Raw genomic sequence first — 25,850 nt, 5'->3', positions numbered from 1 at the left:
GGGCCATGCTATTATGTTAACGAGGTAAAGCACTGAATGGTGTTTGTAAAAATATATCCAAGGGGGATACTAAAAATGAAGAAAAAAAGTATTTTAGCAATGATTATGGTGGCAGCCTTTGCCCTGACAGCTTGTGGCGGCGGTGGGGATACATCGGCCCCATCCAGTGAGGGATCAGCACCGGCAGCTTCCGGCAGCGAGACCTTAATTGTAGGCTTTGACCAAAGTTTCCCGCCCATGGGCTTCAAAGATGACAAGGGTGAATTTACCGGCTTTGACATCGAACTGGCCAAGCTGGCTGCTGAAAAAATGGGCTATGACATCTCTTTACAACCCATCGACTGGGATTCTAAAGATGCTGAATTAGATACCGGCAATATCAATTGCATTTGGAACGGCTTCACCATGACCGGCCGGGAGGGCAAGTACACCTTCAGCAAACCCTACATGCAAAACCGCCAGGTTTTAGTGGTAAAAAAAGACTCTGACATTAAAACCCTGGCTGACTTAAAGGGCAAGACCATCGAACTACAACAGGGGTCTACCGCTGAAAATGCCCTCAATGACAATGGGGACTTCAAAGATTCCTTGGGTACAGTGACCATGGTCCCGGAAAATATGACCGCCTTAACCGACCTGGAACAAGGGGCCTGTGACGCAGTCCTGATGGATGAAGTCGTTGCCCGGTATAATATCGCCCAGGGCCGGGCATTCAAAGTCCTTGATGAGGCCATGAGTGAAGAAGAATACGCCGTCGGTTTCAAACTCGGCGATGAAGACCTGGCTAAGAAAGTCGATGCAGCCCTTGAAGAACTGGCCAAAGAAGGCAAGCTCAAAGAGCTCTCTGAAAAATACTTCAAGGAAGACATTACCCTGCTCGGCAAGTAAGTGCCAAAAACTCTAACAGGTGGTGGATACCTTAACGGATGGATATGCTGATTGAATTATCTCAGGGGTTTCGCAATACACTGGCTATATTCTTTATAACCCTAGTGTTGGCGATGCCCCTGGGTTTTGTCGTTATGCTGCTGAAGAAGTCGCCCTTTAAACCCATCAGTTTATTGACGACCTTCTATATCTCGGTCATGCGGGGCACGCCCCTCATGCTTCAATTGATGTTTGTTTACTTTGGGCCCTACTACTTATTTGGCCTTTCATCACCGGACCGGTTCCGAGCAGCCATTGTGGCCTTTGTCTTTAACTATGCCGCCTACTTTGCGGAAATCTACCGGGGCGGTTTTGAGGCCATTCCCCGGGGCCAGCTGGAGGCAGCGGAGGTGCTGGGCCTCAGTAAGGCCCAGACCTTCTTTAAAATTCAGCTGCCCCAGGTTATGAAGACGGTCATGCCCTCTATTACCAATGAAGTCATCACCCTGGTCAAGGATACTTCCCTGGCCATGGTCATCTCCGTCAGCGAGACCTTTATTATCGCCAAGGCCATGGCGGCCCGTGAAGCCTCCATGAGCCCTTATCTGGCGGTAGCGGTCTTCTACTATGCGATGAACTACCTGGTGGCCTTTATTATGGACCGGATCGAAAAAGGACTGAACTACTATAGGTAAGCCAATGAAACTATTATCCATGAAACACATCAAAAAATCCTTCGGGGACCGTACCGTCTTAAAGGACATTTCCCTGGACGTCGCCGAAGGGGAAGTGGTGGCCATTATCGGCCCTTCAGGGAGCGGTAAGTCTACCCTGATCCGCCTGGCCACCAACCTGGAAGAGCTCCAGGGAGGCGAAGTCCACTATGGTGACCTCACCCTCTATACGGAAAAAGACGGCTATGCCCCTACGGCAGAAAGACAGAAGATCAACCGCCTCTACGGGATGGTCTTCCAGCACTTTAACCTCTTTCCCCACCTGTCGGTTTTGGCCAACCTGACCCTGGCCCCCAGGGATGTGCTTAAAGTGAGCAAGGAAGAGGCCGTCCGTACCGCTGAAGGGCTCCTGGCCCGGATGGGCCTGGCCGACAAGGCCCACAGCTATCCCTTCGAACTCTCCGGCGGCCAGCAGCAACGGGTCTCAATCGCCCGGGCCCTGGCCATGAAGCCCCAGATTATCTTCTTTGACGAGCCAACCTCTGCCCTGGACCCGGAACTAACCCAGGAAGTCCTGGCCGTCATCCAGGAGCTGGCTGAAGAGAACATGGCCATGGTCATCGTCACCCACGAAATGGCCTTCGCCCGCCATGTGGCCGACCGGGTCATCTTTATGGCCGACGGCCTGATCGTCGAAGAGGGCCCACCGGAAGAGGTCCTGGACCGGCCAAAAAATCCGCGGACCCAAGCTTTTTTGAATAAAAATTAAATGTATAACGAATCGACCCAGGCATACTCTGCGATGCCTGGGTCGATTCGTTAAATTAAGTTAAATAGCTGGCATTAATGTAAAAATGAGCCTTTCTAATTCTTTCTAAATCTTTCGGAGTGAATTTTTCTTGCTGACTGTATATATCGGCGTTTTCAGATAGCCATTGTTGAACTTGACCCTGGTCCAGTAGTTCTTGCTGCTCATCACTTGTATACAGGGTGTGCCGGCTAATCAAATCTTTAACTTGTTGGTCAGAAAAATTGGCGTCCATTTCTGCTTTGAAGAAGGCCTTGATATCTCCGATAAGTGTTTCAGAAGGATTTTTGTAGTTTTTAATATATGGATCACGTACTTTCATAAAAGCTTTTATTTTGTCTTTGTTTTTTTCTGCCCAGCTACTATTTGCAAGGTAGACCATGGGCAGGTGTAGGCCTAAGTCTTGACCATTAATAAGGGGGACCCATTCTTCATCAAAAGCCTTATATATATAGGGGGACCAAAGAAGTAAGTAGTCTCCTTTCCCGGATTGAAAGGCTTTAATGGCTTCCTCCGGTTCCATAGATGTGATGTTAATATCCTGTTCTGTTAAGTTGACTTTGTCAAGGTAATGGTGTAAGAGAACCGAGGAAGTACTGGCTGTCGTTAATATGAAAGTCTTGTCTTTGATCAAGTCCGGACTGCCTGGTATTCCATTTGTATTTTGAGATAAAATAGGGTCTTCTGGTCTAGCAAAGAGAACATTGGCCGCACTTTCGTCTGAGGCAAGGCCTACCAGTTCAGCCTGTCCTGTATTTAAAACCAATAAAGCCGGGAATACACCTAAAGATGCGATTTGCCAGTCAGCTTTTTGTAACTGGGCGTAGATATCTGTGCCTGTTTCATAATAGCTGGGCTTTAATTTGAACTCAGCAGCGAGATCTTCTTTTGTTTGAGAGGCCTGGTATTCAGGCCAAGCATCTAATTGGACAAGTGAATGCACTGAGAGGGGTTCGGCAGTCACATTGCGACCATGATTAGAAATACCTAGTGACTCCTCAGAACAAGCGGAAAGACAACCGAGTGCTAAAATACATATGATAGCAAGCATGGATTTAAAATAAGCTCTCATACGGCACCCTCCTTTCTAGTCAGCTAGGATTTGACCGGCATCGCTAGAATTGTTTTCAATATTATTATGGCTATAACTTTTCCCCTTCAATAAATCAAATGTTTTCTTACCTGTCAACCGGAAGATGACCATGCAGGCTGCGTAAATAACGAAAGAAATACCGCCTACAATGAGTATGGTATTAAAGGTAGCCATTGAAGGGTTAGCCGTATAACCAATAATCGTAGGTACAAAAATGTAAGTGGGGAGCATGAAGACGTTCATTGCACCCATTTCAGTTGGTGCTGTGGTGCGTAAGTTAGGGTCTACAATACGGATGAGAGCAATACCTGTTGGGCAAGTCCCCGTTAAACAACCCCAAAGACCTAGTGTTCGTTCAAAGTCGCAGTCGCCGCCTAGACGTTGGCCTAGGAAAATAGCAACGATGAGGGTGAAGAGGCCTACGATTGCGCACATAATCAGCATCGGGATGATCCATTTGCCAATAATAGCAATTTGAATAGACATAAAAGCAGCGCAAATAAGGAAGTCGGTAGCCCAGCCAGTAATACGGGTTTGTAGGGCGCTGTCATGGTATTGAAGGAGGTTTAACTTACCCATAATAAAGCGAACAACATAAGCGAAAATCATACCATTTAAGAAGGTCATAGAGGCGAAAGTATCGCCGATTGTGCCGGGAATCAGGGCTTGTAATGCTTTACCCATATAAACAGCACCGATGAAGCATAAGCCTACCAAACCCATGTGAAAAGCTAAAACATCAATGCTGCCACTGTATGTGGTAATTCTTCCGTATTTTTCTTCTTGGTGTGCCTTTGGAAATAGACCACCGGTGATATGCTCTGATATTTTTTCTGAGTACTTGGCTAAGCCACGCTTTAGCCCCCATTTTGCCATGGGAACGCCAAGGCCGAATGCAAATAAGAAACCGATTGCTGCATAGGTAACCCCGACTTGCACCGCATCAGGCCAGCCATTAGCTTCAATCATGCCACCGAAAACAGCGGATTGTCCTGGTCCCTGGCAGAAAGCGAAAGGAATCATCAAACCATATAAGGGATTCATGTCAAAACTTTTCCCGACCAAGAGGATAATGAAGAAACCCATTAGGGGGGTAATGACATACATCATATCCCAGATAAAGCCCATACCCATGGAGCCTTTGAAGATCTGTTTGGCAACAGCCCCAGCCCCACCTTCACCTTCCGGCGCACCGGTTAAGCCAATAGAAATAAAGGAGATGGTAAATAAAAAACCTACAGCTTGGGTTAACATACCTGAGGAGGCCTGGGGTAAGAGGTTTGCGTTCATTAAGCCAAAGCCTATGAGGCCCCCGATAACGCTGGCGGGCATTAAAATATTACCAAGCGGTTTTATTTTAGCACGGCAGAACATGCCGACGAGAATCATTACGCCTACCCAACTGATTGACATCATCATTTCCATAATAATTTCCTCCAAAATAATTAATGCAGATGTGCTTTGTTAAACGGTAGTAGGTTGGGGTGATTTCGTTTTTGTAAGGTGTCCTAAATTATAGATAAACTCGTCGTTGACAATAGTGGCCATCACTTGAATATCTTTTATTTCTAAAGGGTCAACATGTAAAGGGTTATGGTCTAAGATGACAAAATCTGCCAGTTTCCCTTTAGCGATAGAGCCCTTCGCATCATCTTCAAAATACTGATAGGCAGCATCAAGGGTATAACTCTTTAAAGCGGATAAAACATCTACCCCCTGATGGAGGCCGACAGGTTGGCCTTCAAAGCTTTGACGGTTCACTGCAGCCCAGATACTTAGAAGTGGATTTTGAGGTGTGATAGGTGTATCGCAATGAGTGCTAAAGCGTAGGTCCAGTTGCTTGGCCCAGCCGGCAGGGTCAATATTGGCACCGCGGTTCGGGCCTAGAAAGCGTTCCATATGTCGTTTGCCCCAATAATAGGTATGCAAAGAGAAAAAGGAAGGGGTCGCATGTAAGGCCTTCATACGCACCAGCTGGTCATAACGGGCTGTTTGTGCATGAATAACAATGGGACGGTCATCTATGCGAGGGTAGGTTTTTTGTGCTAAAGTTAAGGCATCCAGGAACATATCCAGGGTTAAATCACCGTTGCAGTGGCAGACCGCCTGCTGGCCGGCCCGGTAAATATCTAAAACAGTTTGATTTAAGGCATCTTGGCTGTAAGATGGATACCCGCACCAATTATGGTCTCCTTGATATGGCGTATAGTAGGGTTCGCTCATATAGGCCGTATAGGCTTGGATTGATCCGTCTTGAACAATTTTGATCCCTTGGAGGGTGATGTAGTCACTGGGTCTCTCTACTAAAGCAGCTTCCTCTAAAATTTCTGAAAAGGGACATACGGTGACCCGTACTTTTAATAAATCCCGGCGGTCAGCTTCATAGTAGGCCTTCAGAGTACCAATTTTATTGATGCCCCCATCATTGGCAGTGGTGACACCCTGAGCAGCGTAGATTTCAGAAGCCTTTTCAAGAGATTTGATGCAGGCCTCACCTTCGCCAGAGAGGTCAAAAATCCCACCTATAGGTAGTAAGTACATGGCATGCTCATCCAAGTGACCAGTGGGCTCGCCGGTTTCTGGGTCTCGGATAATTTTCCCGCCCAGCGGGTCTGGGGTATCCCGATTGATCTGAGCGACCTCAAGCATTTTTGAGTTGGCATAGCCGACATGGCCTGAAATATGTGCAACTACTATAGGAATATCTGTTGAAACCTGGTCAAGGTCATGGCGGGTAAGGTGACGTTTTTCACTGATTAAGCTGTCATCATAGCCCCAGCCAATCAGGACCTTGCAAGTTGGGCTGGCTTGGGCCTTTGCTTTCAAGGCAGCAAGGACATCTGTGATTGAGGACAAATTTCCAATAGGCGGACAAGCAAGTTGGACGGCATTTAAGGCAGTACCTCCAACAACGCTAAAGTGGCTATGGGAATCATAAAAGCCGGGCATGAGGGTAAAACCTTTTAGGTCGATGATTTGGGTATCGGGCCCTTGATACCGGGTCATCTCATTTTCGCTACCAATGGCGGCAATGCGGCCATTCTTTACGGCGATTGCTTGTGCAGTTGGTAAACGGTCTTCCATTGTGAGAATCGTACCATTTTTATAAATTGTGCTGGCATAGTCCATGGGTGTACTTCCTTTCAACAGAGAACGATGCAGCACCGGCCGGTGGGAACGGATGAGGTTCCTTTATTTATAAATAATATTAATTCATTCGATTTCGCTTGTGAAATACGTTTGTCGGCGAATTGATATAGCTTTAAGGGAATAAGGAGTTGAAAAGTCATGGAATTGTTGCAGTACTATTATTTTAATAAAATGGCTGAGTTTGAAAACTTATCTCGGGCTGCGGAAGCGCTTTATGTCTCTCAACCCTCCTTAAGCAAAATGCTTTCTCGGATTGAAAATGAGGTAGGCTTCCCTCTGTTTGACCGTCATGGAAAAAGTTTACAGTTGAATGAATTTGGGAAAGCATTTTTAAGTCATTCTCAACAGATTGTTAACCATTCCGAGGCTATCCAAGAGGCTTTGAACCAAGTTGCTCATGCTGCTAATCGCAGGTTACGGATGGCCTCTTCAAATACCAGTCTACTCAACCGATGGTTATATGATTTTATAAAAAAAGCCCCGGATTTAGGTCTAAGGCATACGATTCTTAATGATAATCAAGCTGTGATGCAATTATTAAGCGGGGAAATTGATTATGCCATCACATTAGGTCAACTGGTACACCCAGAGCTTACTTCTCAACTCTTATGGACGGATTGCTATCAGGTGGTTGCCAATGACCATAGTTGCTATGCTCATTTGGAGGAAGCTTATTTTAGTGCCTTTAAAGAAGCGAACTTCTTTGCTCTGCCACAAAAACCAGACTTTCCTCGGTATATAGATCAATTAGCCAAGCAGGCTGGCTTTGTGCCGCGCATTATTTTTGAAAGTGAAATAGAGCTTATTCTAGAAATACTACCTTCTCTAGATGCGCTAATCGTTTGTTTAGAACAGTCAGATACCTTTTATTCTCGTTTGGAAGGCATTTGCGCCATTCGTTTATTAGACCCCTTTGCCGCCTGTGATGTTTTTATCAATTGGCATAAGGATAAGCAACATAACGATGCTGGGAAAATGCTCTTATCCTATATCACAGAAGATTTACCGAATTTATTTCTTAAGGAGAGTCAATTAGGTAAACAAAGGCATAGACATCCCCGCTATGCTGAATAATAAGTCACAGTATGGATAAGAATACTTTAAAAACATGACCTGCTCCAGAGGGGGTTATACTGAGAAGATCTTGGCAAAATAGCAGCTGCATTAAGGCGACCTTGCTCTTAGCATGTCGTCTAAAGTTTTGAAGAAGGGGAAGGCTGTAGTCTTAAAGGGTCCTTATTCATCAGCTTTTTGTGTCGGTTTTCTAGGGGCTGTGCTATGATAGGTGGAAAGGAGGATGAGGCTAAATATATGTGGCAGATTTTGATTGAAACCATTTTGGGTAGCTTAACGGGCTTTGTGACCAATGATATTGCTGTGCGGCAATTATTCCGTCCCGGTGGCATTATTGAAAAAGAGCGGGATGGCTTTATTCATATGATTACGGAGGTTCTGGAAAAGGATATCTTTAGCCAGGAGGTCATGGCTGACCTGGCGGCTAAGCCGGAGACCATTGCGGTCTTCCAGGCCTTGGCGGCTCATTTGCGGCGGGAGGTCCTGCCGGTGGTCCTGGCAGATGAGCGGCTGGATGATGGGGATGAGGGGCAGATTTTGCGAACTTTGACCCTCTGCCGGTTGGAAAGGGCCAGTTGGGCGCCGGTCCGGTTGGTGCCGGGCTTTATCGGCAGGCGGATTGCTGCGGTCAATGAAGGGGCGGAGGGGTATGCAGGGGTGGTCCATCGGTTCCTAACCCGGTTGGGCCGGGAGACGCCGGATGCCCTTATTTTGGCTGCCCTTTTGCCGGCAAATGACCTGGCGGAAAAGTGGGACCGGGACCATATGACCCAGTTTTTAAGTGGCCACCGCCGGCTCATTACTGAGGAGCTTCAACGGCTACTCCTGGCCTTTTGTGAGACGACCACCTGGCAGGAAAAATCCCTGGCGGCCCTGGTTGGTCGGCGGCCTGAGGAGGGGGCCAGGTACCTAGCGGAAAAAGTGGTCCATATTTTTAACGATATGCAGGATAAGGCCAGGGAGGTCACCGAACCGGCAGACCGGGATGGGGTCATGGTGGCTTTAGATGGCTTTTTACAGGGACGGTTGGAAAACATTTGGGATAGCGTAGTCCCGGACCTTTGGCCGGCGGGGATGGACATCCTCCAGCATGAGCGGCCGGCCCTGGAGAAGGCCCTCTTGTCGGCCGTATCTGAAACGCTGGGAGATAGCAGCCTCAAAGGACCGGTCCTCCGGGCCATGAAGAGCTATTTTGCCGGCAGCAAGGGGAATAATTGGCTGACCCACCTCTTCATTGAATGGCAAAAAGAGGATAAGCAGGCTTCCTTAAAGGAGAATTTAATCGACCAGGTCATGGACCGGGTCAGTCTGAGTAAGCCTTCTAAGGAGGAAGACTTTAGACGGGATATCGAGGAAGAGCCGCTCTCGTCCTTCCTGTCCTCGGTTATTGAAGAAAAGTTGGCCGGGCTCCTGGCCCAGACGCCGACCCAGCTGGTCCAGGAGACCCTGGGCCTGGACCGGCTGGTCTACTGGCTCTATGAGGCCCTCTACTATATGGTCGATAAGACTGAGATGCCGGCGAAACTGGCTGGCTTTGAATCCGCCTGGCGACAGAAGCCCCTGGCGGAGACGGTGCTGACTGCGGACCGGACGGCCCGGCTGAGCCGGCTATCGACGGACTATCTGTTGGAAAAGGACTGGTCGCCGGTATTGGGCCGGCTGGAGGGCCTGTCACCCCAGCCCCTGATCATGAAGGGGGCCGACCGGTTCCTACACCTGCCCCTAACAGAGATGTGGGCGGTCCTGGACCGGGAAACGACCATGAGTAAGCGGCTGGAAGCCAGCCTGACGGGTCGGATTAGCGCTAATGTTTTCGGGGGCATGGCCGCCCACCTGGGGGGGCTGGCCAGGGACCAGCTGAACCAGCTGTCGCATAATGATATGCGGCAACTGGCCCTGGACCTGCTCGGCCGGGAAATGCGGCCCCTGTCGGCCATTGGTGGGGTTGTCGGCGGGGCGGTGGGCCTGGCCTCCGGGTCGGCGATGACCTTGGCCGGCCTCCAGGCCCCTTCCTTTGAGGAGAGTGAGTTGCTCTTTTCCGCCGCCTTTGCCGGCCGTTGTGCCATGTACGGGGCAGTTGGCTATGGGACCAATGTCCTGGCGGTCCAGGGGCTCTTTAAGCCCTATAGCAAGACCCTGGGCTGGCAGGGGCTCCTGCCGAAAAACCAGCACCGGTTTGCTGAAAAGATGCACGAATTGACCCAGCAATATGTCATCAATGAGGAAATCTGGGCCGGGGTCCAGGAGGGCCTGGCCATCCAGGCCCAAAGGCCGGCCTGGGACCACTTTGCCCCCCTGATGACGGAGATGCGGCTGGGCGGCGCTTCTTTTTTCAGTGAGGCCCTGGATCGAGTGGCCGGCCGCTATACCCTAGCCCAGGGGCTGACCCAGCTGACCACTGCAGACCTGGACTTCCTGGTCAGTGCCGGCTTTCACCACCGGCCGGAAGGGTCTGTGGCTGCCAAGCTGGTTGCCAGCCTGCCGGCTGCGGGCTTGAAGGCCTTGGAGGCCGGTCAGGACTGGGCGGCCTTTTCTGAAGGTTCTCTCCTTGATCTTCTGGAAAATACCGCCCGGGGGGTGACGGGAAAATTACTGGCCCAAAGGCCGGAAGCCATAGCCTTCCAGCTGGACCAGTGGGCCGGCAACCTCCAGCTACCTGCTGAAGGCCATGGCCTCTACAGCCGCCTGGCTGAGGGGATGATGCTGGCCTATGACCGACTGCCCGACCAGGTGAAGCCCCATACCGGGCGCCTGGCCAAAAGGCTGTCCAAGCGGATCCGCCGTCACCTGCCCATGTCTGTGGACTTCCTCTTTTCCCTGATGAATGGGGAGGGGCTGATCCGGGACATCATCAAAAAGTTCTTATCCAAACAATTTCCGACCTACCTGGCTGACCGGCGGGACTACTACCAGGCTGAGCTGACCGGCCTCCTGGAAAAGACCCTGGCCGGCCGGACGCCCTATGCCCTGGGGATCCAATTTAATGATCCTCAAACCGTTGGCCAATTGGCTATCCTCTGGCCGACGGTCAAAAGGGCCATAGAGGGTACGGACCTTCGCCGCTGGCTAGTCAACCACCGTTACTTCTTCCCGGACCCGGGGGTCCTGGTGGACCGGCTCCCGGTCATCCTGGCCAAGTGGGGCCAGGCCGACTCGCCGGTGCTCAGCTGGGTATCCAAGCGCCTGGACCGGGTCTACGCCAATGCCGATCCTGCGAAAAAAGAGGCCCTGCTGGGCCTGGTCCGCCGCTTTCTGGCCAGTGCCCCGGTCCAGGTCCTCTGTGACCTGTCCATCCGGGATATCCTGGCTCCTCAGGTTTGGGCCAATTACCGGGATACCCTGGTGGCCCTCCTGACCGACCCCAGCGACCGGGGCTTGGACAAGGCCATCCGAGGCCGGGTCGAGGGCCTGTTCGCCAAGGCCTGGGACCAGCTGGTGCCTCTTTTTGCCTCTTATGGCCAGCTGCTCATTGCTGTGCTGCAACTGCCCCGGGTGGCCCAACGGGAAATCCTCCAGTTGAGCCCGGCCCGGTTGGAAACCATGGTAAGGGCCATTGCCAACCCCTACTTCCGTCATGTTGAACGGATGGGGGCCCTGGGGGCGGTGGTGGCTGTGCCGGCTACCCTGCTTGCCCAAGCCCTACAATAAAGAGAAAGGAAGACCGGATGAAATTATTCCATCTAGCTGATTTACACATCGGGAAAAAAGTCAACGGCTTTGACCTGCTGGAAGACCAGGCGGTGGTCTTGGACCAGGTCCTGGACCAGGTCCGTCTGGAGAAGCCGGATGCCTTACTTTTAGCCGGTGACCTCTATGACCGGCGCAACCCCAACCCGGAGGCCGTCCACCTATTTGACCGTTTTCTGGCCCGGGTGGTCCTAGAAGAAGGGGTGCCCACCCTGGCCATTGGTGGCAACCACGACAGCGGTGACCGGCTGAACTTTGCCAGCGGCATCCTGGCCCATGCCGGCCTCTACCTGGCCGGCCAGCTGACCCTGCCGGTGCCGGTGGTCCGCCTGACCGATGCCTACGGGCCGGTCGATTTTCACCTCCTGCCCTATGCCGATGGCCCCCTCCTGGTCCACCTGGATGAGGCCTATGCCGGCTTGGCCTACCCGGACGCCATGGCGGACCTCCTGGCCCGCCTACCCATGGACCCGGCTGCCCGCCAGGTCCTCATTGCCCATGGGATGGTTGCCTATGCCGGCGGCGAACTGGCCGAGAGCGATTCTGAACGCGACTTGACCGTTGGTGGCACCGAGTACTGGACCTCCGATGCCCTAGGGGCCTTTGACTATGTGGCCCTGGGCCACCTCCACCGGCCCCAGACCGCCGGGGCCCCCCATATCCGCTATGCCGGGTCCCTCCTGCCCTACTCCTTTTCAGAGGAAAACCATGCCAAGAGCATCAGCGTCATAGACCTGGACGAAAGCGGTTATGCCGGCACCCGGCTCCTGCCGATACAGCCCCAGCATGCCATGCATACAGTCCGGGGCCAGCTGGCGGATATCCTGGCCGGCCTGCCCCAAGGGGTGGCCGGCGATGACTACCTCCGCATTGTCCTAACCGACCGGGGGGATGTCCTGGATGCCATGGCCCGGCTACGGAAGGTCTACCCCAATGTCATGACCCTGGAGCGAGAAATCCGGCCCCAGACCGGCGGGCCGACCGCCATCAGTTACAGCCGGGCCAAGGGGCTGAACCCGGTCGACTACGCCACTATTTTTTATGAAGAGATGACCGGCGAGCCGACTGATGAGGCCACCCGGGCCATCTTTGCCGACACCTGGCAGCAGGCGAGAGAGGAGGGGCTATGAGACCGCTCAAGTTAGAAATATCGGCCTTTGGCCCTTACGCCGGCCAAAGCCTTTTGGATTTCTCCGCCCTGGGCCAGGAAAAGCTCTTCCTGGTGACCGGGCCCACCGGGGCCGGAAAGTCCACGATTTTTGACGCCATGTCCTATGCCCTTTACGGGGAAACCGGCGAGGGGGACAGCAAGGGGGAAAGGCTGGTCAGTGACTTTAATAAGGACCCGGCCCAGCTGACCTATGTCCGCTTTACCTTCCTCCTAAACCAGCGCCAGTACCGGATTTACCGCCAGCCAGCCCAACAGGTCCTCAAGCGGCGGGGGGATGGCTTTCGCGACCAGGGCCAGGTGGTCCTCTTCGAAGCCCTTGACGATCCCGACTTTGCCCCCCTGACCAAGGTGGACGAGGTCAACCGGGCCGTCATTGACCGGATTGGCCTTAATGCGGACCAGTTTCGCAAGATTGTCATGTTGCCCCAGGGGGAATTCCAGCAGTTCCTCCTGGCCGAAACCAAGGAAAAGACCCCGCTCCTGCGCCACCTTTTTGGCACGGATATTTACCGGCGGATGCGGGACCTCCTGGCCGAATCGGCCCGGCAACTGGGCCAGGAGGCCCGCACGATAGAAATGAAACTAGAGGAAAAGTGGCTCCAAGTGCCGGCGGCCTTTGGTTGGCCTCTGTCTGAGGGGCCTGACGAAGCCGCCCTGGATCGGTACATCCGGCAGGATCATGACCGGCTGGCCAGCCTGGACCTGGCCCTGGACCGGTTGGACCGGTGCAAGCAGGACCTGGGCCGGACCCGCCAGGCCGTTGATGCCGCTGGCCAGCTGGAAAAGCAGGTCCGGGAGACGGCGGCCCTTCTCCGCCCCCTGACCCAAGGGGTAGCGGAAGACCAAGCCCTGGCTGACCGGATCCGATTGGCAGAAGCCGCCCAGCCCCTGGTTCAGGAAGAGAAGGCCGTCCAGGACCTGGCAGACCGCTGTCAGGCAGCAGAAAAGGCCGCCGACCAGGCCAAGACAGACCTGGCCCGGGCGGAAAAAGCCCAGACCGGCCTCCAGGCCGAAGCGGCCCGCCTCGCCAATCAGAAGGAGGAGATGGCCGCCTGCCGGGAGGCCCTCCCCCTTTTGCGCCAGGGGGTCCAGCTCTTTGCCCGTTGGCAGGTAGCGACCAAGGGACTCAAGGACCGGCAGGCGGCCCTAACCGTCGCTGAAGGCCGGGAGAAGGCCTGCCAGGCAAGGGTCCGGACCCTGACCGACCGGACCAAGGCCCTCCAGGAAGAGGGTAAGGCCCTGGCCCAGGTTGAGACCCAGCAGGTCAGCCTCCGGGCGGCCTGTGACCAATTGGAAAATAAAAAGACCCTCCTGGGCCAGGCCTGGAAAGTCCTGGCTGCCTATGACCGGGGCCTAGACCAGGTCAAGGAAGAAGAGGACCTGGCCAACCAGGCCCTGGTAGCAGAAAAGGCGGCCTATGCCGCCTGGCAAGCCGCCTACCAGCGTCGTCAGGCCCAGAGTGCCGCCTATCTGGCCCGGGACCTGGCAGAAGGCCAGCCCTGCCCTGTTTGCGGGGCCAACCACCACCCGGCCCCGGCGGTCTTCAGGGGCCAGGGCCTTGATGATGACCAGCTGGCCCGGTTGGAAAAGGCCTGGCAGGACCGGGCGCAAGCGGCCCGGACCCGGGCCGGTGACCTGGCCGCCAGCCGGTCCAGCCAGACAGACCGGGCCCGGCGGCTCCGGGAAGACTATTCCGACCTGGCTCCGGCCTTTTGTCAGGCTGAGGCGCCGGATGCCGCCAGTACCCGCCAGCTTATGGCAGAGGTTGAAGAGGCCGGTAAGGCCCTGAAGGCAGATCTTCAGGAAAAGACCAGCCAGGCCCAGGTCTTAGCCGTCAAATGCGAGCGGTTGGCGGCAGTGGAAGAGGAAACCAGGGCCTTGGCTGACCAATTGGCCCTGGCAGAAGAGGACCTGACCCAGGCCGCTGCCGACCGGCAGGCCAAGGCCCTGGACCTGGCTGCCGGCCAGGCCGGTATCCAGGAAATAGCCGACCAGCTCCCCTTTGCCATAGAAGAGGGGGCCGGCAAGGAAGACCAGCTCAAGGCCGATGAAGCGAAACTACAAGCCTACGATGCGGCTTGCGACCAGATGGAGGCCCGGCGTCAGGCCGGGGCCAACCGGCTGTTGGCCGCCCAAACCAGCCAGCGGGAGCGGCTCCAGACCTTAACCGAGGCCCAGGCCGCCTACCTGGCCGCCCGGGACCGGTGGATCCAGGCCCGGGAGGCGGTCTTTGACCAGGTTGCCGGCTACCAGCAAGCCAAGGCAGACTTGCCCATGCTCGATCAATGGCGGGCCAGCCTCAATGATAACCGGGCCCGGCGGGCCTACCTAAAGGCTGAATTGACCCGGCTGACGGCCCTCTACCGCCAGCACCCGGGTAAGGGCCAAGGCCAGGCCTTGGAAGCTGCTGAGGCAGCCCTCCAGGCCAGCCTGGTGGACCATATCGACCTCCGGGCCACCCTCCGCAACCGACTCGACCAGTTGACCCGGGTCCAGACGGCCATGGCCGACCTCCGCCAGACCGGGGGTAGCCTCTTGGAAAAATACGGCCAGGTCAACCGGCTCCAGCGGATTGTCTCCGGTGATAATGAGGCCCGGATGGACCTGGAAACCTTTGTCCTGACCCAATACTTTGACCAGGTCCTGGACCGGGCCAATGGCCGGCTGGCTAAGATGACCGAGGGCCGGTACAGCCTCATCCGCCATAAGGCTGTGGCCGACAAGCGGAAAAACGCCGGCCTGGACCTGGATGTAGCTGATACCTATACCGGCCGGGCCCGGGCCGTCGGCACCCTATCCGGCGGGGAGCGGTTTAAGGCCTCCCTGGCCCTGGCCCTGGGCCTGGCCGATGTGGTTAGCGAAGAAAGCGGCGGCCATGCCATGGAAGCCATCTTCATTGATGAAGGCTTTGGTACCCTGGATGAAGACGCCCTGGACAAGACCATTGATGCCCTCTTTGAACTCCAAAGCGGGGGCCGGCTGGTCGGGGTTATCTCCCACGTGGCAGAACTCCGAGACCGGATCCCGGCCAAGCTGGTGGTCACTGCCGATGAAGCCGGGAGCCGGGCCCGTTTTGAGGTGCCCAAGTGAACCGGCTCGAGGCTACTATCGGGCCGGAAGATGCCGGCCGCCGGCTGGGGGACTATATGCGGCGGCCCCTGGGCTGTTCCAAGCGGCTCATCCGCCGGTTGAAAACCGACCCCCGGGGGATTATGGTCAATGGCAGCCGGGTCACCGTCCGCTACCAGTTGGTCCTGGGGGACCGGGTGTCGGTGGCCCAGGGCCCGGCCCGGCCGGTGACCATGCCCATCGAGGACCGGCCCCTAGCTGTCATCTATGAAGATGACCTGGTCCTGGTGGTGGATAAGCCCGCCGATACCCCCATGTATCCCCGCTTTAAGGGAGACCTTGGGGCCCTGTCCGGCCCTGTCCTGGCCCACCTGCAAGCAGCAGGCGGGGCCCCGGGCTTTTTCCCCCTCTACCGGCTGGACCGGGACACCACCGGCCTGGTTCTTTTGGCTAAGTCTGCCTGGGCTGCGGCCCGGCTGGCCCAGAAGCCGCCGGAAAAGATTTATGCCTTGGAGGCCTTTGGCTGCCTGCCCGCTGCAGGCAGCTATAACCTGCCCCTGGCCAAGGGGGTGGGGGGCCTGGGTCGGATTTGGCCTGTTGCCAAAGCTGGCCGGGAGGCCTGTACCTACTACCGGCGGGTATTCACTTCAGCCGATGGCCTGGCCAGTGGGGCCCTGGTCTACCTGGCCACCGGCCGTCGCCACCAGATCCGGGCCCACTTTGCCCAGGCCGGCCACCCCCTCTTGGGGGATACGGCCTACGGGGGTCCGGCCCTGGGCCACGACCGGCCGACCCTCCATGTGCCCTACCTCAGTTTCACTCACCCTGCTGATGGTCGGCCGCTGACCTGTTTTCAGCCCCTACCGGCAACCTGGTCACCGGCCTGGCCTGCCACATATAGAAAGGAGGATCCCTATGCCCATTACCTTACCGAAAGCCTGTGCAGACATCCTGAAAAAACTGAATGATGCCGGCTATGAAGCCTATATTGTAGGGGGGTGTGTACGGGATGCCCTCTTAGGCAAGACCCCGGGAGACTGGGATATTTGCACCTCGGCCCAGCCGGAAGAAATGCTGACCGTCTTTCGGGGCTACCGGGTCATTCCTACCGGGATTAAGCATGGAACCCTGACCGTCCTCATCCGGGGTACCCCCTTTGAAGTGACCAGCTACCGAATCGATGGCGAATATAAGGACCACCGGCGGCCCGAAGCGGTGGCCTACACCCGGGACCTGGCCGAGGACCTGGCCCGGCGGGATTTTACCGTCAATGCCATGGCCTGGCACCCCCAAGAGGGGCTCATTGACCTCTATGGCGGCCGGGCTGACCTGGACCGCCGACTCATGCGGGCCGTCGGTGACCCCCTGGTCCGCTTTGAAGAAGACGGCCTTCGGCTCATGCGGCTGGTCCGTTTTGCGACCGTTCTGTCCTTTGACTATGAACCGGCCACCGCCGCTGCAGCCAAGGCCTCGGCCCATCTCTTAAAGTATATCTCCAAGGAAAGGGTCCAGGTGGAGCTGAATAAGATCCTCACCGCTCCCTATGTGGCCAAGGGCCTCCTGGACCTACGGGACTTCGGCCTCCTGGGCGAAGTGGTCCCCTACCTATGCCCGGCCGTCGGCTTTGACCAAAAGACCAGCCGCCACTTCCTGGATGTTTATGAGCACACCGTCTTGGCCACCGGCCTCATCCAACCGGACTTAACCCTCCGGCTGACCATGTTTCTCCATGACATCGGCAAACCCTTTACCTGGACCTTGGGCGAGGGGGGAGAGGATGCCTTTCCGGCCCATGAGGTCCTGGGGGCTGACCTGGCCAACCAGAGCCTCCGCCGGCTCAAGTACGACAATGCCACCCGGCGGGAAGTGGTCAAGCTCATTGCCCACCACAATGACGTCCTCTTGCCCAACCGCCGGCTCCTCCGCCGCCGGCTCCGAGACCTTGGCGGAGAGAGCCTCAAGCGGCTCATCGCCGTCAAGGTGGCAGATATCCAGGCTCACGATGTGAAAGGGGACCGGAGCCGGGTCGATGCCCTCTTCCGGGAAATTACCGACCTGGTGGATGATATCCTGGCCAGCGGCGAGCCCTACCGGATCCAAGACCTGGCCCTGGGCGGCCAGGACCTGCTGGACCTGGGCATCCGGGGCAGGGCCATTGGCGAGACCCTGGACCGGCTCCTGACCCTGGTCGTCGAGGACCCCAGTCAAAATACCCGGGAGGCCCTCCTGGGTCACTTATCTTATCTATAAAAAAGATATTTCACCTATCCAAAAAGGCCCGTATCTGTTAGAATAGGTCTTATTGATGACCAGGAGGATGCCTATGGAAAAGACTCGCTTACAAAAATGGATGGCCGCTTGTGGTGTTGCCTCTAGGCGACATTCGGAAGCCATTATTGCCCAAGGGCGGGTTACCGTAAATGGCCAAGTGGTGAGAGAGCAGGGCCTGCAGATTGACCCGGACAAGGACCGGGTCGCTGTTGATGGCCGGGTCCTTGAGGCGCCGACCAGCTATGCCTACTACCTCTACGATAAGCCGGAAGGGCTCATCACCACCGCCCATGACCCCCAAGGCCGCCCGACCATCTTCGATGCCCTCCCTGAGCTGCGGCAGCAGGTGGTCCCCGTTGGCCGGCTGGACCGGGATACCTCCGGCCTCCTGATCCTCACCAATGACGGTGAACTCACCTACCGCCTGACCCACCCTTCCTACCGCGTCAACAAGCGGTATGAAGTGACGGTCAAGGGCTTTATTTCAGACAGGGCCCTGCGCCAACTGGCCAAGGGGATCGACCTGGAAGACGGCCGAACGGCCCCTGCCGAGGTCCAGGTCCTCCACCGGAGCCAGCGTAAGAGCAAGGTAGCCCTCACCATCCATGAAGGGCGGAAGCGGCAGGTCCGCCGGATGTGCCGGGCCGTTGGCTTCCCGGTCCTGGCCCTGCGCCGGACAGCAGTCGCCGGGCTCGGCCTGTCTAAAATCGCCGAAGGTGAAGTGCGTCCGTTAACGGCCCAAGAAGTCCAGCAGCTTTATGCAGCTGTCAACATGTCGCTTACTGCAAGGTCGAAAAGGAGAAAATAATGGCTTTTTTAACAGATGTAGCAACCCTATCCCTCACTTGTTTTAACCGGAATGAAATTGAAGATATGATGCAATGGCATGTCCTGCAAGGGGGCAACTTTATTGATACAGCCAAGGGCACCTATGCCCACCTGCATGACCCCGCCCGCCGGCTCCACTTCTTCCACTACCTGGAAGATGACGGCCAAGAGGTGACTGCCGAGCAAAAGGACGTGCCCTGGCGCTTAGACCTCCACGCCGACACTGGTCAAGCAGGCAATGTCCAAGTCACCATCACAGAAGAGATCAAAAAAGACATGGTGGCCAGCCAGGACGCCCGTTTTAACAACCTGACCCCGGTCCTCCTGCCGGTTGCAGACCGGGAAGACCCGGTCACCATTTTAGTGGATTTAATTAATAAAAATATGATCCCGGCCGCTGACCAGGTCATTGACCTGAACTTAAATGTCAGCGTCCTGGACATGCAGTTTTTCGCCAACCGGGCAGACTGGGTCAGCCAGGCCGGCCTGAACCCTGACCAGGCCAAGGAGGCCCCGGATATGTTTCCCTTGGGCATTGCCGTCAACCGGATGATGCAGGAAAAGGATACCGAAAATATGGACGACCAGGCCGTCGCCCTCATGCGCTATGCCGCTGAAGACCTAGCCATCAACCCCATCGGGCTCATGAACTTAAACGGCACCGTTGAAAGCGTTGAGCAAGTTCACTTGGGTAACGGCCTCTACAATTACCTCCTGGCCCTGAAAACCGACTTGGGGGTCTTTAGGGCCGTCGTACCGGAACGGTTTATCCAAGTGGAAGAAGTCTCCGAAGGCAATTACATCACCCTCATCGGCTTCTTCTCCGGGATCTACATCGGGGAGCCGGCCCCAAAAGAAGATAAGGAAAAGGTTGTCCCCCTCCACCCGGTCCATTAATCAGTCAATAGAAGATAAGCAAGCCTCGCAGGCGGTCACTGCCTGCGAGGCTTTTTCTGTTTGCCTTTACCCTCTTCCAGGTCTGCCCGGCCCCTTAGCTGGTGGATGAGCCGGTAGAGGGCGGCGGTATAGCCCTGGCTGCCCCGGCCCTGGCCGGTATGGAGGCAGGTCGGGCAGACATAGCCGGTCTGCAGAAGGGGGCCCAGCTGGCCGGGTCAGGGATGGGAACTTCCGGGCTGGGAATGGCGCTGGCCTTGCGGGCCGACCGGTAAAACAACCATGACCGGTCAGCTCCAGCTAGGCCAATTCATTCAATAAAAAAATCCAATAGCCCAGAATAAGTAAAAGCGAAAAAACATCTTGCGTATATATATATATATATAATGGCTGTGATAACCTTTGCCCAAGTAAGCCTTTTACAAGGAAAAAAGAGAGGAGCATCAGCTATGAAGGGAAAGAGGAAGAAGAACCGGTCCCTATGTTTTTTCATTATTTTTTCACTGCTGCTAAGCCTATACCCCATCCAGGCCCTTGCAGCCCCGGGTGATGTGGCAATCAACGAAAGCAATTTCCCGGACCCGGTCTTTAGGGAACAGTATGTACGAGCCTTTGATACCGATGACGATGGCATCCTGACCCAGGCAGAATGTGATGCGGTAGATACGCTAATCATAGATGGTGTCATGCCCGGCACCGGTGTCAAGGACCTGAAGGGCTGGGAAGTATTTAAAAATTTAAAACAAATTGAGATTGCAGCTGAAGTGAACAACCAGGTGCCCACCAAAAATGTCAACCTTGGACTCTTCGAAAAACTAGAACACCTAACCCTTCAGGAGAACCGGCTGACCAGCCTGGACCTGTCCAAGAACCCTAACCTGCTCCACCTCAGTTACCGGCAGCATGACCTCAAAAGTCTGGATTTCTCAAAAAATCCAAAGCTTGAGCATTTGGAAATTGTAGTCGGCCCACTCGAGGAACTCAACCTGACCCAGAATCCGGACTTGTGGTATTTAAACTGTAGTGGGAATCAGCTAAGGGACCTGGACCTGTCCCACAACCCCAATCTGTGGCAGTTATTGTGTTATGACAACCAGCTCACCTCATTAAATCTCCCGGATAACATAAGTCTAGACTTATTTAATGGGTCTAATCAAAACTACCCAATAAAGGTCAATAGGGCGACCCGGACCTTTGACCTGGAGGCCCTGCCGGAGGGCTTTGATCTGGCTCGAACGGCTAATTGGCAGGGCGGCAGTGTTAGCGGGACGACCCTTACCGTAGATGAGGGCGCAACCAGGGTCAGTTATGACTATACTGTCCAAGAGGGAAAAAGCCACAAGTTAGAGGTCACCCTCAATATTCACTGGCTAGAGACCATCCCCTATATCCCGGCAGATAGCAATAACCCCACGAGCCGGTCAGATGCGAATATTCCTACAAAAGATTCAGCCAACCAGGACATTCTCTTAGATGATTACAATATCATCGCCTTTAAGGTAGATGAATCCTTTAAGGACAAGGCCGACCTGGCCCTGGCCGGTACAGAAGGTAAGCTTATCTCTGTCCTGGTGCCAAAGGGCGACAAGGGGAAGGACCTTCCTAAACCGACCCCCAAACCGGCAGGCAATGTTAAGTTTAACGGCTGGAAAGAGGCCCTTCCGGCTGATGATCTTGCTATAAGTGACGGGGCCGTCTATACGGCACAGTTTATTAAAAATGGAGAAAGACTCACCGACCCCACGGCCAGCCTGCCTGAAGGCGTCTACAAGCTAAGCCTGCAAAAGGGCGAGGGCATTAAGGCAGACCCGGCAGAAGATGGCAAGTACGGCACCTATGCCATCTTTGCAGGTACGAGCATCCAGGAAGCCAATGCCGCTGCGACAGCTGCCGGTGAAGCAGCCCCAATCCAAGTGCCCAGCTTAACGGCGGCGGACAACTACAAGGCGCCAAAGTGGTATGGAGCTGCTGGCTCAGATGGCATCATGGATATTACAGGCCAGGCAATCAGCGCAGATACGGTCTACACCGCTAAGGCAGAAAAGGCCCTCATCGCCGACAAGGTCCAAACAGGCGAGATCATCGCCAAGGATTTTGGCGTCTTCGTTGGCACAGATGTCCAGGCCGAAAAGTTCTGGAAGCAAGGCTGTCAAGTGAAAGCAGGCTTGGATCCTAGAAAAACAGCTGAACTCCAGGGCTACCTTGACGGGGCCAAGCAATTTGAGGACCTTTCCGGCAGAGCCACCACAGCTGAAGTCTTAGATCCGACACCAGGTCAAATAAAAATTACCTTCTCCGATGATTCAAGCCTCACTGTAGACCAACAACAACTCTATGTTTGGAAGACAAAAACGGAAAATAATAGCGGCAACGCAGATAAGCCGAAGCCTGAAGGCAGCATTCAAGTTCGCTTTATTGCAGGCGATGGTATTGAAAGCCTAGCACCGGCAGGTAAAACCATGACCGTTCAAAGCGGCCTGACCCTAGAAGATGGAGACTTCCCGCAGGCCACCGCTAAATCAGGCTACAAGAACCCAACCTGGTCACCCGGCGACCGTAGGGTAACGGCAGCAAACAAGGATTTTACGGCAACAGCTGAAGTAGACAGCCCGGCCCCGACCAAGCCGACCGTCACCGATGGCAAAGCCGAAAACGACCCCGGTAAAGACAGCACCACCGTCACCGGCAAGACCAGCCCGAATACAGAAGTCACCGTCACAGACGACCAAGGTAGTAAGATTGGTGAAGGTACTTCCGACGGAAATGGCGACTTTACCATTGAAATCCAGCCTAAGAAAGACGAAGGCAGCAAAATCACCGTCACCCCTAAAGACGGCGACCCCACGACGGTAACCGTTGAAAAAGGCAAGCCGGCCCCGACCAAGCCGACCGTCACCGATGGCAAAGCCGAAAACGACCCCGGTAAAGACAGCACCACCGTCACCGGCAAGACCAGTCCGAATACAGAAGTCACCGTCACAGACGAAAATGACAATGAAATCGGTACAGGTACTTCCGACGGAAATGGTGACTTTACCATTGAAATCCAACCTAAGAAAGACGAAGGCACAGCAATCACCATTACCCCTAAAGACGGAAAACCCGTAGAGATCACCGTTGAAAAGAAAAAGCCGTCACCGGGCAGCTCAGGTGGTGGCGCCACCATCACCACCCCCGGTAGCTCTTCCAAACCGGACGACAATAAGGTCAGTCAAAAAGAAACCCATAGCCATGACATCTACTTCTACGGCTACGAAGACAAGACCGTCCGTCCCCAAGGGAAGATCACCCGGGCTGAAGCAGCCACCATGGTCGCCCGGCTCAAAGGCCTGGACATGTCCGACAAGTCCAAGCCGGCCTTTGCAGATGTAGACAGCAGCTGGTACAATTCAGCCATTAACGCCGTCGTCAAAGCCGGGCTTATGAGCGGCTACCCGGACGGTAGCTTTAAAGCCAACGGGCAAATCACCAGGGCAGAATTCACCCAACTGATTAAGGGCCTTGACCAGGCCAACCAGGCCAGCGTCCCCTTTAGCGACATTCAAGGGCACTGGGGCCTTAGCGCCATTGAGCAAGCCTACGCCAACAAGCGGATCACCGGCTACCCGGACGGTAGCTTTAAACCGGACAATCCCATTAGCCGGGCCGAAGCCGTCACCATCCTCAACAGCCTCTTCGATAGACAAGTTAGCCCGGCCGGTCTAAAAGACCTCCGTGGAGACATCGTCGCCTTTAAAGACCTGGATGCCGGCCACTGGGCCTACTACGAAATCATTGGCGCCTCCAATTCTTACGAATATTACCGTGCAGAAGATGGGACCCTTGTTTGGACCAAGCTTTTAAAGACCTGGCAGGACTGCCTGGAAAATAAGAAGTAAGGCATGGGCTAGTATTAAAGCAGTCAAGGGTCAAGTCTTATCCTAGAGAGACCCAAATAGCAAAGCCCCAGCTCAAAATGAGCTGGGGCTTTGCTATGGCTTTTATTCGCCTGTAGGGCATGGAGGTCAGGGAAGTCAGGGAAGGTTTGCTGGATATATGGCCTGGGACCTTTATTGACAGGAAGAGGCGGTCTTGAATGATTGTGCCCCTTCCGGCCCAGTCCTTTTACCCTTATTTAAAGGTATTCAGCCAGGAGCGGGCCCCATTTTTAATTAAAATAAAATGGTTGGTACTGGCAGCGATAAGGTCGGCATAGGCCCAGTGGCCCCTGGACAGGTCTTTGAAGCTGGCCACTTGCCCCGGGTGCTTGGCGATATAGTCCTTATCCGGTTCAATACTATAAATTTGGTTAAAAATGGTCACTACCTCGGCCCGGCTGATGGACTGGTTGGGGCGGAAGGTCTGGTCTGGATAGCCCTTTATCCGGCCTTTTGTGTAGCCGGCTTCGATGGCCTCCCAGTAGGGACTGTCCTTGATATCCGTAAAGGGGGCCGGTCCTTCCAGGACGGTCTTGCCGGGAACATGGGCAATCAACTGGGCCAGCTCACCCCGGCTAATCGGATCGTCGGGCCGGATGGCTGCCCGGGGCTGGTCTGCTAAGTAGCCGGCCTTAAAGGCCGCATTAATGGCGGTATTATACCAGGCATTTGCTGCTGTATCGGCAAAGGGGGTCCGGTCTTTTGCCCCGGTAGGCAGCTTTTCTAGGCGCACCAGGAGGGCAATGGCCTCGGCCCGGGTCATCTGCCCATCGGGCCGGATGCTACCGTCCGGGTAACCGAAGAAATAGGCCTTCTGCCGTTCGAAGCTGATTTCAGCCCCGCCGCTGCCGGCTGAACCGGCCCCTGAAGCTGTCGCATCCTTCTCCCACACCGCTTGAATGACCAGGTCATCGGTCAGGGGGATTTCATCGCCGGGCTGCTTGACCGCCCCTAGGACTGACCAATGGGCAAAGTGCATCCCGGCCGGTGGGGTAAAGCTGGCGGTCGGGAGGACGTAGGTCGCCTCACTTGTTTCGACCGGGGCCATGCTGCCTCCTCCGCCATTAGCATCAAAGGAAATGGTATGGCTTTTTGGCAGGCCTGCAGCGATCAGGTACTGGGGCAGGCTGATGGGCTCACTGACCTCTAGGACCGCTGTTGGGTCGGCATCGCTATACCGCTTGGAAGGGGCATCCTGGTGCCAATCCACCAGCTTGGCTGTATCGTAGGGAAGGGCCTTGCTAGCGGCAAAGGCCTTCATCTCTTGGATGCTCGGCAGGGTCGGGGCCTCGTTTCCCTGGTCGATAAGGATATCGGCTCCGGCTTGGCCGGTGGTATTAAAGGCGATGAGGGAGTCGGTAATAGTGACCCTTGAGGGAGTGGCGGGAATCGTTGTTGGCCTAGCCCCACCACCAAAAGTAATGGGGTAGAAGGGAATATCCGCAGGTTCTGCAATATAAATGCCCCCACCCTGCCAATCACTGTGGTTATTGGCTATGACTGAGGCATCGACGGTCAAGGACCCGTTAAAGATACAAATGCCGGCCCCCATGCCGTATTGGCCCTGGGCCTTATTGCCGGATATCTCGGCATTTTTGATATCGACCGCTCCCCCAACAGATGAAATCGCTGTGCCATAGACCACTTCCTCAAAAGGCAACCAGCCGGGCCTTGGCTCATAGTGGGAGGTGACGGCATTATTGATGATTTTGCCGCCGGTCATGGTAAAGCTTGTATCCGCCCCTAGGAGAGTGACCATGCCGTTAAAGCCGCCGCCACTTCCTAGGGCAGAGTTCTCAACCAGGTTATCTTTAATCTCGCCGCCGGTCATAGTACAGGTCCCGCCACTGGAAATGAGGACGATGGTACCGAAACTACTGGTATGGTTGGCCCGGCGGTTGCTAATGGTGACCCCCTCATGGATGAAGAGCGCACCGCCCAGGGCCTGAAAGAGGGGTTGGGGGGTCATACCCGTGTAGGCCCCATCAATGGTCAGCCTGTCGCTCCCGTCTTCTTTCCCCAGCCGGAGGGCAGCACCGGGACCAATCCGGATGGTGTAGACCTGGGTCAGGGTATGGCCGTTACCGATTAGGGTCACCTGCCCGCGACTAATCCGGTGGCGGTCATAGCGGTACTGGTCCTTTAAATTAATGTCTTCTTTTAGCTCAATGGTGTAGTCGTTGGCAGAGCCGGCTGCAATGGCATCCAGGGCCTGTTGAAATTCAGCACCGGTCGAGACGTTGAAGTGGGTTATTTCCTGGGCATAGGATACCTTGCAGAAAGAGAAGAGGATAATAAGTAAGCAAATAAAGGAGGCGGACAAGTTCTTGATAGGGGTCATGGGTCT

17 protein-coding genes are annotated in these 25,850 nt (G+C 55.1%); 13 read left to right on the top strand and 4 right to left on the bottom strand.

Going from position 1 to position 25,850, the window contains the following annotated elements; translation table 11 throughout:
- Positions 1-75 precede the first annotated feature (75 nt).
- The 3 genes from ACLGL1_RS07950 to ACLGL1_RS07940 are packed head-to-tail and all read left to right on the top strand — an operon-like array spanning position 76 to position 2,310.
- Positions 76-888, top strand: a complete 813-nt coding sequence (locus ACLGL1_RS07950; protein WP_411008166.1) for a transporter substrate-binding domain-containing protein — start codon at positions 76-78, stop codon at positions 886-888.
- 38 nt (positions 889-926) lie between these two features.
- Complete coding sequence (locus tag ACLGL1_RS07945; protein ID WP_411008165.1) at positions 927-1,562, top strand: amino acid ABC transporter permease; 636 nt, start codon at positions 927-929, stop codon at positions 1,560-1,562.
- A gap of 4 nt (positions 1,563-1,566) precedes the next feature.
- A complete protein-coding gene (locus ACLGL1_RS07940; RefSeq protein ID WP_411008164.1) occupies positions 1,567-2,310 on the top strand; it encodes an amino acid ABC transporter ATP-binding protein in 744 nt (247 codons plus the stop codon).
- A 55-nt stretch (positions 2,311-2,365) separates the two neighbouring features.
- Here the strand turns inward: ACLGL1_RS07940 and ACLGL1_RS07935 are convergent, their stop codons facing one another.
- Genes ACLGL1_RS07935 through ACLGL1_RS07925 form a run of 3 tightly spaced genes read right to left on the bottom strand, consistent with a single transcriptional unit; the run spans position 2,366 to position 6,571 of the window.
- Positions 2,366-3,421: an ABC transporter substrate-binding protein gene (locus ACLGL1_RS07935; RefSeq protein WP_411008163.1), complete on the bottom strand. Its 1,056-nt coding sequence runs from the start codon at positions 3,419-3,421 to the stop codon at positions 2,366-2,368.
- Between the two features lie 15 nt (positions 3,422-3,436).
- Complete coding sequence (locus ACLGL1_RS07930; protein ID WP_411008162.1) at positions 3,437-4,867, bottom strand: hypothetical protein; 1,431 nt, start codon at positions 4,865-4,867, stop codon at positions 3,437-3,439.
- A gap of 39 nt (positions 4,868-4,906) precedes the next feature.
- Positions 4,907-6,571: an amidohydrolase gene (locus ACLGL1_RS07925; protein WP_411008161.1), complete on the bottom strand. Its 1,665-nt coding sequence runs from the start codon at positions 6,569-6,571 to the stop codon at positions 4,907-4,909.
- 159 nt (positions 6,572-6,730) lie between these two features.
- On the opposite strand from ACLGL1_RS07925, the gene ACLGL1_RS07920 reads away from it, so the two are divergent.
- The 10 genes from ACLGL1_RS07920 to ACLGL1_RS07875 all read left to right on the top strand — a co-directional run bounded on the left by ACLGL1_RS07920 (position 6,731) and on the right by ACLGL1_RS07875 (position 23,464).
- Positions 6,731-7,666, top strand: coding sequence for a LysR family transcriptional regulator (locus ACLGL1_RS07920; RefSeq protein WP_411008160.1), 936 nt, complete (start codon positions 6,731-6,733; stop codon positions 7,664-7,666).
- Between the two features lie 237 nt (positions 7,667-7,903).
- Positions 7,904-11,314: a hypothetical protein gene (locus ACLGL1_RS07915; protein ID WP_411008159.1), complete on the top strand. Its 3,411-nt coding sequence runs from the start codon at positions 7,904-7,906 to the stop codon at positions 11,312-11,314.
- Positions 11,315-11,331: 17 nt separating this feature from the next.
- Positions 11,332-12,483 carry an exonuclease SbcCD subunit D gene (locus ACLGL1_RS07910; protein ID WP_411008158.1) on the top strand — a complete coding sequence of 384 codons (1,152 nt, stop codon included), beginning with the start codon at positions 11,332-11,334 and terminating at the stop codon, positions 12,481-12,483.
- Positions 12,480-15,614, top strand: coding sequence for an AAA family ATPase (locus ACLGL1_RS07905; protein WP_411008157.1), 3,135 nt, complete (start codon positions 12,480-12,482; stop codon positions 15,612-15,614). The genes ACLGL1_RS07910 and ACLGL1_RS07905 overlap by 4 nt, the downstream gene beginning before the upstream one ends.
- A complete protein-coding gene (locus ACLGL1_RS07900; RefSeq protein WP_411008156.1) occupies positions 15,611-16,561 on the top strand; it encodes a pseudouridine synthase in 951 nt (316 codons plus the stop codon). Before ACLGL1_RS07905 ends, ACLGL1_RS07900 begins: the two co-directional genes overlap by 4 nt.
- A complete protein-coding gene (locus ACLGL1_RS07895; RefSeq protein WP_411008155.1) occupies positions 16,509-17,843 on the top strand; it encodes a CCA tRNA nucleotidyltransferase in 1,335 nt (444 codons plus the stop codon). Before ACLGL1_RS07900 ends, ACLGL1_RS07895 begins: the two co-directional genes overlap by 53 nt.
- 73 nt (positions 17,844-17,916) lie before the next feature.
- A complete protein-coding gene (locus tag ACLGL1_RS07890; RefSeq protein WP_411008154.1) occupies positions 17,917-18,672 on the top strand; it encodes a pseudouridine synthase in 756 nt (251 codons plus the stop codon).
- Complete coding sequence (locus ACLGL1_RS07885) at positions 18,672-19,589, top strand: hypothetical protein (protein ID WP_411008153.1); 918 nt, start codon at positions 18,672-18,674, stop codon at positions 19,587-19,589. Before ACLGL1_RS07890 ends, ACLGL1_RS07885 begins: the two co-directional genes overlap by 1 nt.
- A gap of 101 nt (positions 19,590-19,690) precedes the next feature.
- On the top strand, positions 19,691-19,861 hold the full coding sequence (locus ACLGL1_RS07880) for a hypothetical protein (RefSeq protein ID WP_411008152.1): 171 nt from the start codon (positions 19,691-19,693) through the stop codon (positions 19,859-19,861).
- A gap of 174 nt (positions 19,862-20,035) precedes the next feature.
- Entirely contained in the window at positions 20,036-23,464 is a 3,429-nt protein-coding gene (locus ACLGL1_RS07875; RefSeq protein ID WP_411008151.1) for an S-layer homology domain-containing protein, read from the top strand.
- A gap of 232 nt (positions 23,465-23,696) precedes the next feature.
- On the opposite strand, the gene ACLGL1_RS07870 is transcribed toward ACLGL1_RS07875, so the two are convergent.
- On the bottom strand, positions 23,697-25,850 hold a 2,154-nt coding region (locus ACLGL1_RS07870), incomplete at its 5' end, for an S-layer homology domain-containing protein (RefSeq protein ID WP_411008150.1).

It is taken from the genome of Peptococcus simiae (assembly GCF_046569735.1).
Classification (GTDB): domain Bacteria; phylum Bacillota; class Peptococcia; order Peptococcales; family Peptococcaceae; genus Peptococcus; species Peptococcus simiae_A.
The sequence above is the reverse complement of the archived record's forward strand: the minus strand, read 5'-3'. Positions and strand labels throughout refer to the sequence as shown.

What these genes read in the sequence shown, in the direction of transcription:
- ACLGL1_RS07950 (WP_411008166.1), top strand. Translation starts at nt 76, where the DNA reads ATGAAGAAAAAAAGTATTTTAGCAATGATTATGGTGGCAGCCTTTGCC.
- ACLGL1_RS07945 (WP_411008165.1), top strand. Translation starts at nt 927, where the DNA reads ATGGATATGCTGATTGAATTATCTCAGGGGTTTCGCAATACACTGGCT.
- ACLGL1_RS07940 (WP_411008164.1), top strand. Translation starts at nt 1,567, where the DNA reads ATGAAACTATTATCCATGAAACACATCAAAAAATCCTTCGGGGACCGT.
- ACLGL1_RS07935 (WP_411008163.1), bottom strand. Translation starts at nt 3,421, where the DNA reads ATGAGAGCTTATTTTAAATCCATGCTTGCTATCATATGTATTTTAGCA.
- ACLGL1_RS07930 (WP_411008162.1), bottom strand. Translation starts at nt 4,867, where the DNA reads ATGGAAATGATGATGTCAATCAGTTGGGTAGGCGTAATGATTCTCGTC.
- ACLGL1_RS07925 (WP_411008161.1), bottom strand. Translation starts at nt 6,571, where the DNA reads ATGGACTATGCCAGCACAATTTATAAAAATGGTACGATTCTCACAATG.
- ACLGL1_RS07920 (WP_411008160.1), top strand. Translation starts at nt 6,731, where the DNA reads ATGGAATTGTTGCAGTACTATTATTTTAATAAAATGGCTGAGTTTGAA.
- ACLGL1_RS07915 (WP_411008159.1), top strand. Translation starts at nt 7,904, where the DNA reads ATGTGGCAGATTTTGATTGAAACCATTTTGGGTAGCTTAACGGGCTTT.
- ACLGL1_RS07910 (WP_411008158.1), top strand. Translation starts at nt 11,332, where the DNA reads ATGAAATTATTCCATCTAGCTGATTTACACATCGGGAAAAAAGTCAAC.
- ACLGL1_RS07905 (WP_411008157.1), top strand. Translation starts at nt 12,480, where the DNA reads ATGAGACCGCTCAAGTTAGAAATATCGGCCTTTGGCCCTTACGCCGGC.
- ACLGL1_RS07895 (WP_411008155.1), top strand. Translation starts at nt 16,509, where the DNA reads ATGCCCATTACCTTACCGAAAGCCTGTGCAGACATCCTGAAAAAACTG.
- ACLGL1_RS07890 (WP_411008154.1), top strand. Translation starts at nt 17,917, where the DNA reads ATGGAAAAGACTCGCTTACAAAAATGGATGGCCGCTTGTGGTGTTGCC.
- ACLGL1_RS07885 (WP_411008153.1), top strand. Translation starts at nt 18,672, where the DNA reads ATGGCTTTTTTAACAGATGTAGCAACCCTATCCCTCACTTGTTTTAAC.
- ACLGL1_RS07875 (WP_411008151.1), top strand. Translation starts at nt 20,036, where the DNA reads ATGAAGGGAAAGAGGAAGAAGAACCGGTCCCTATGTTTTTTCATTATT.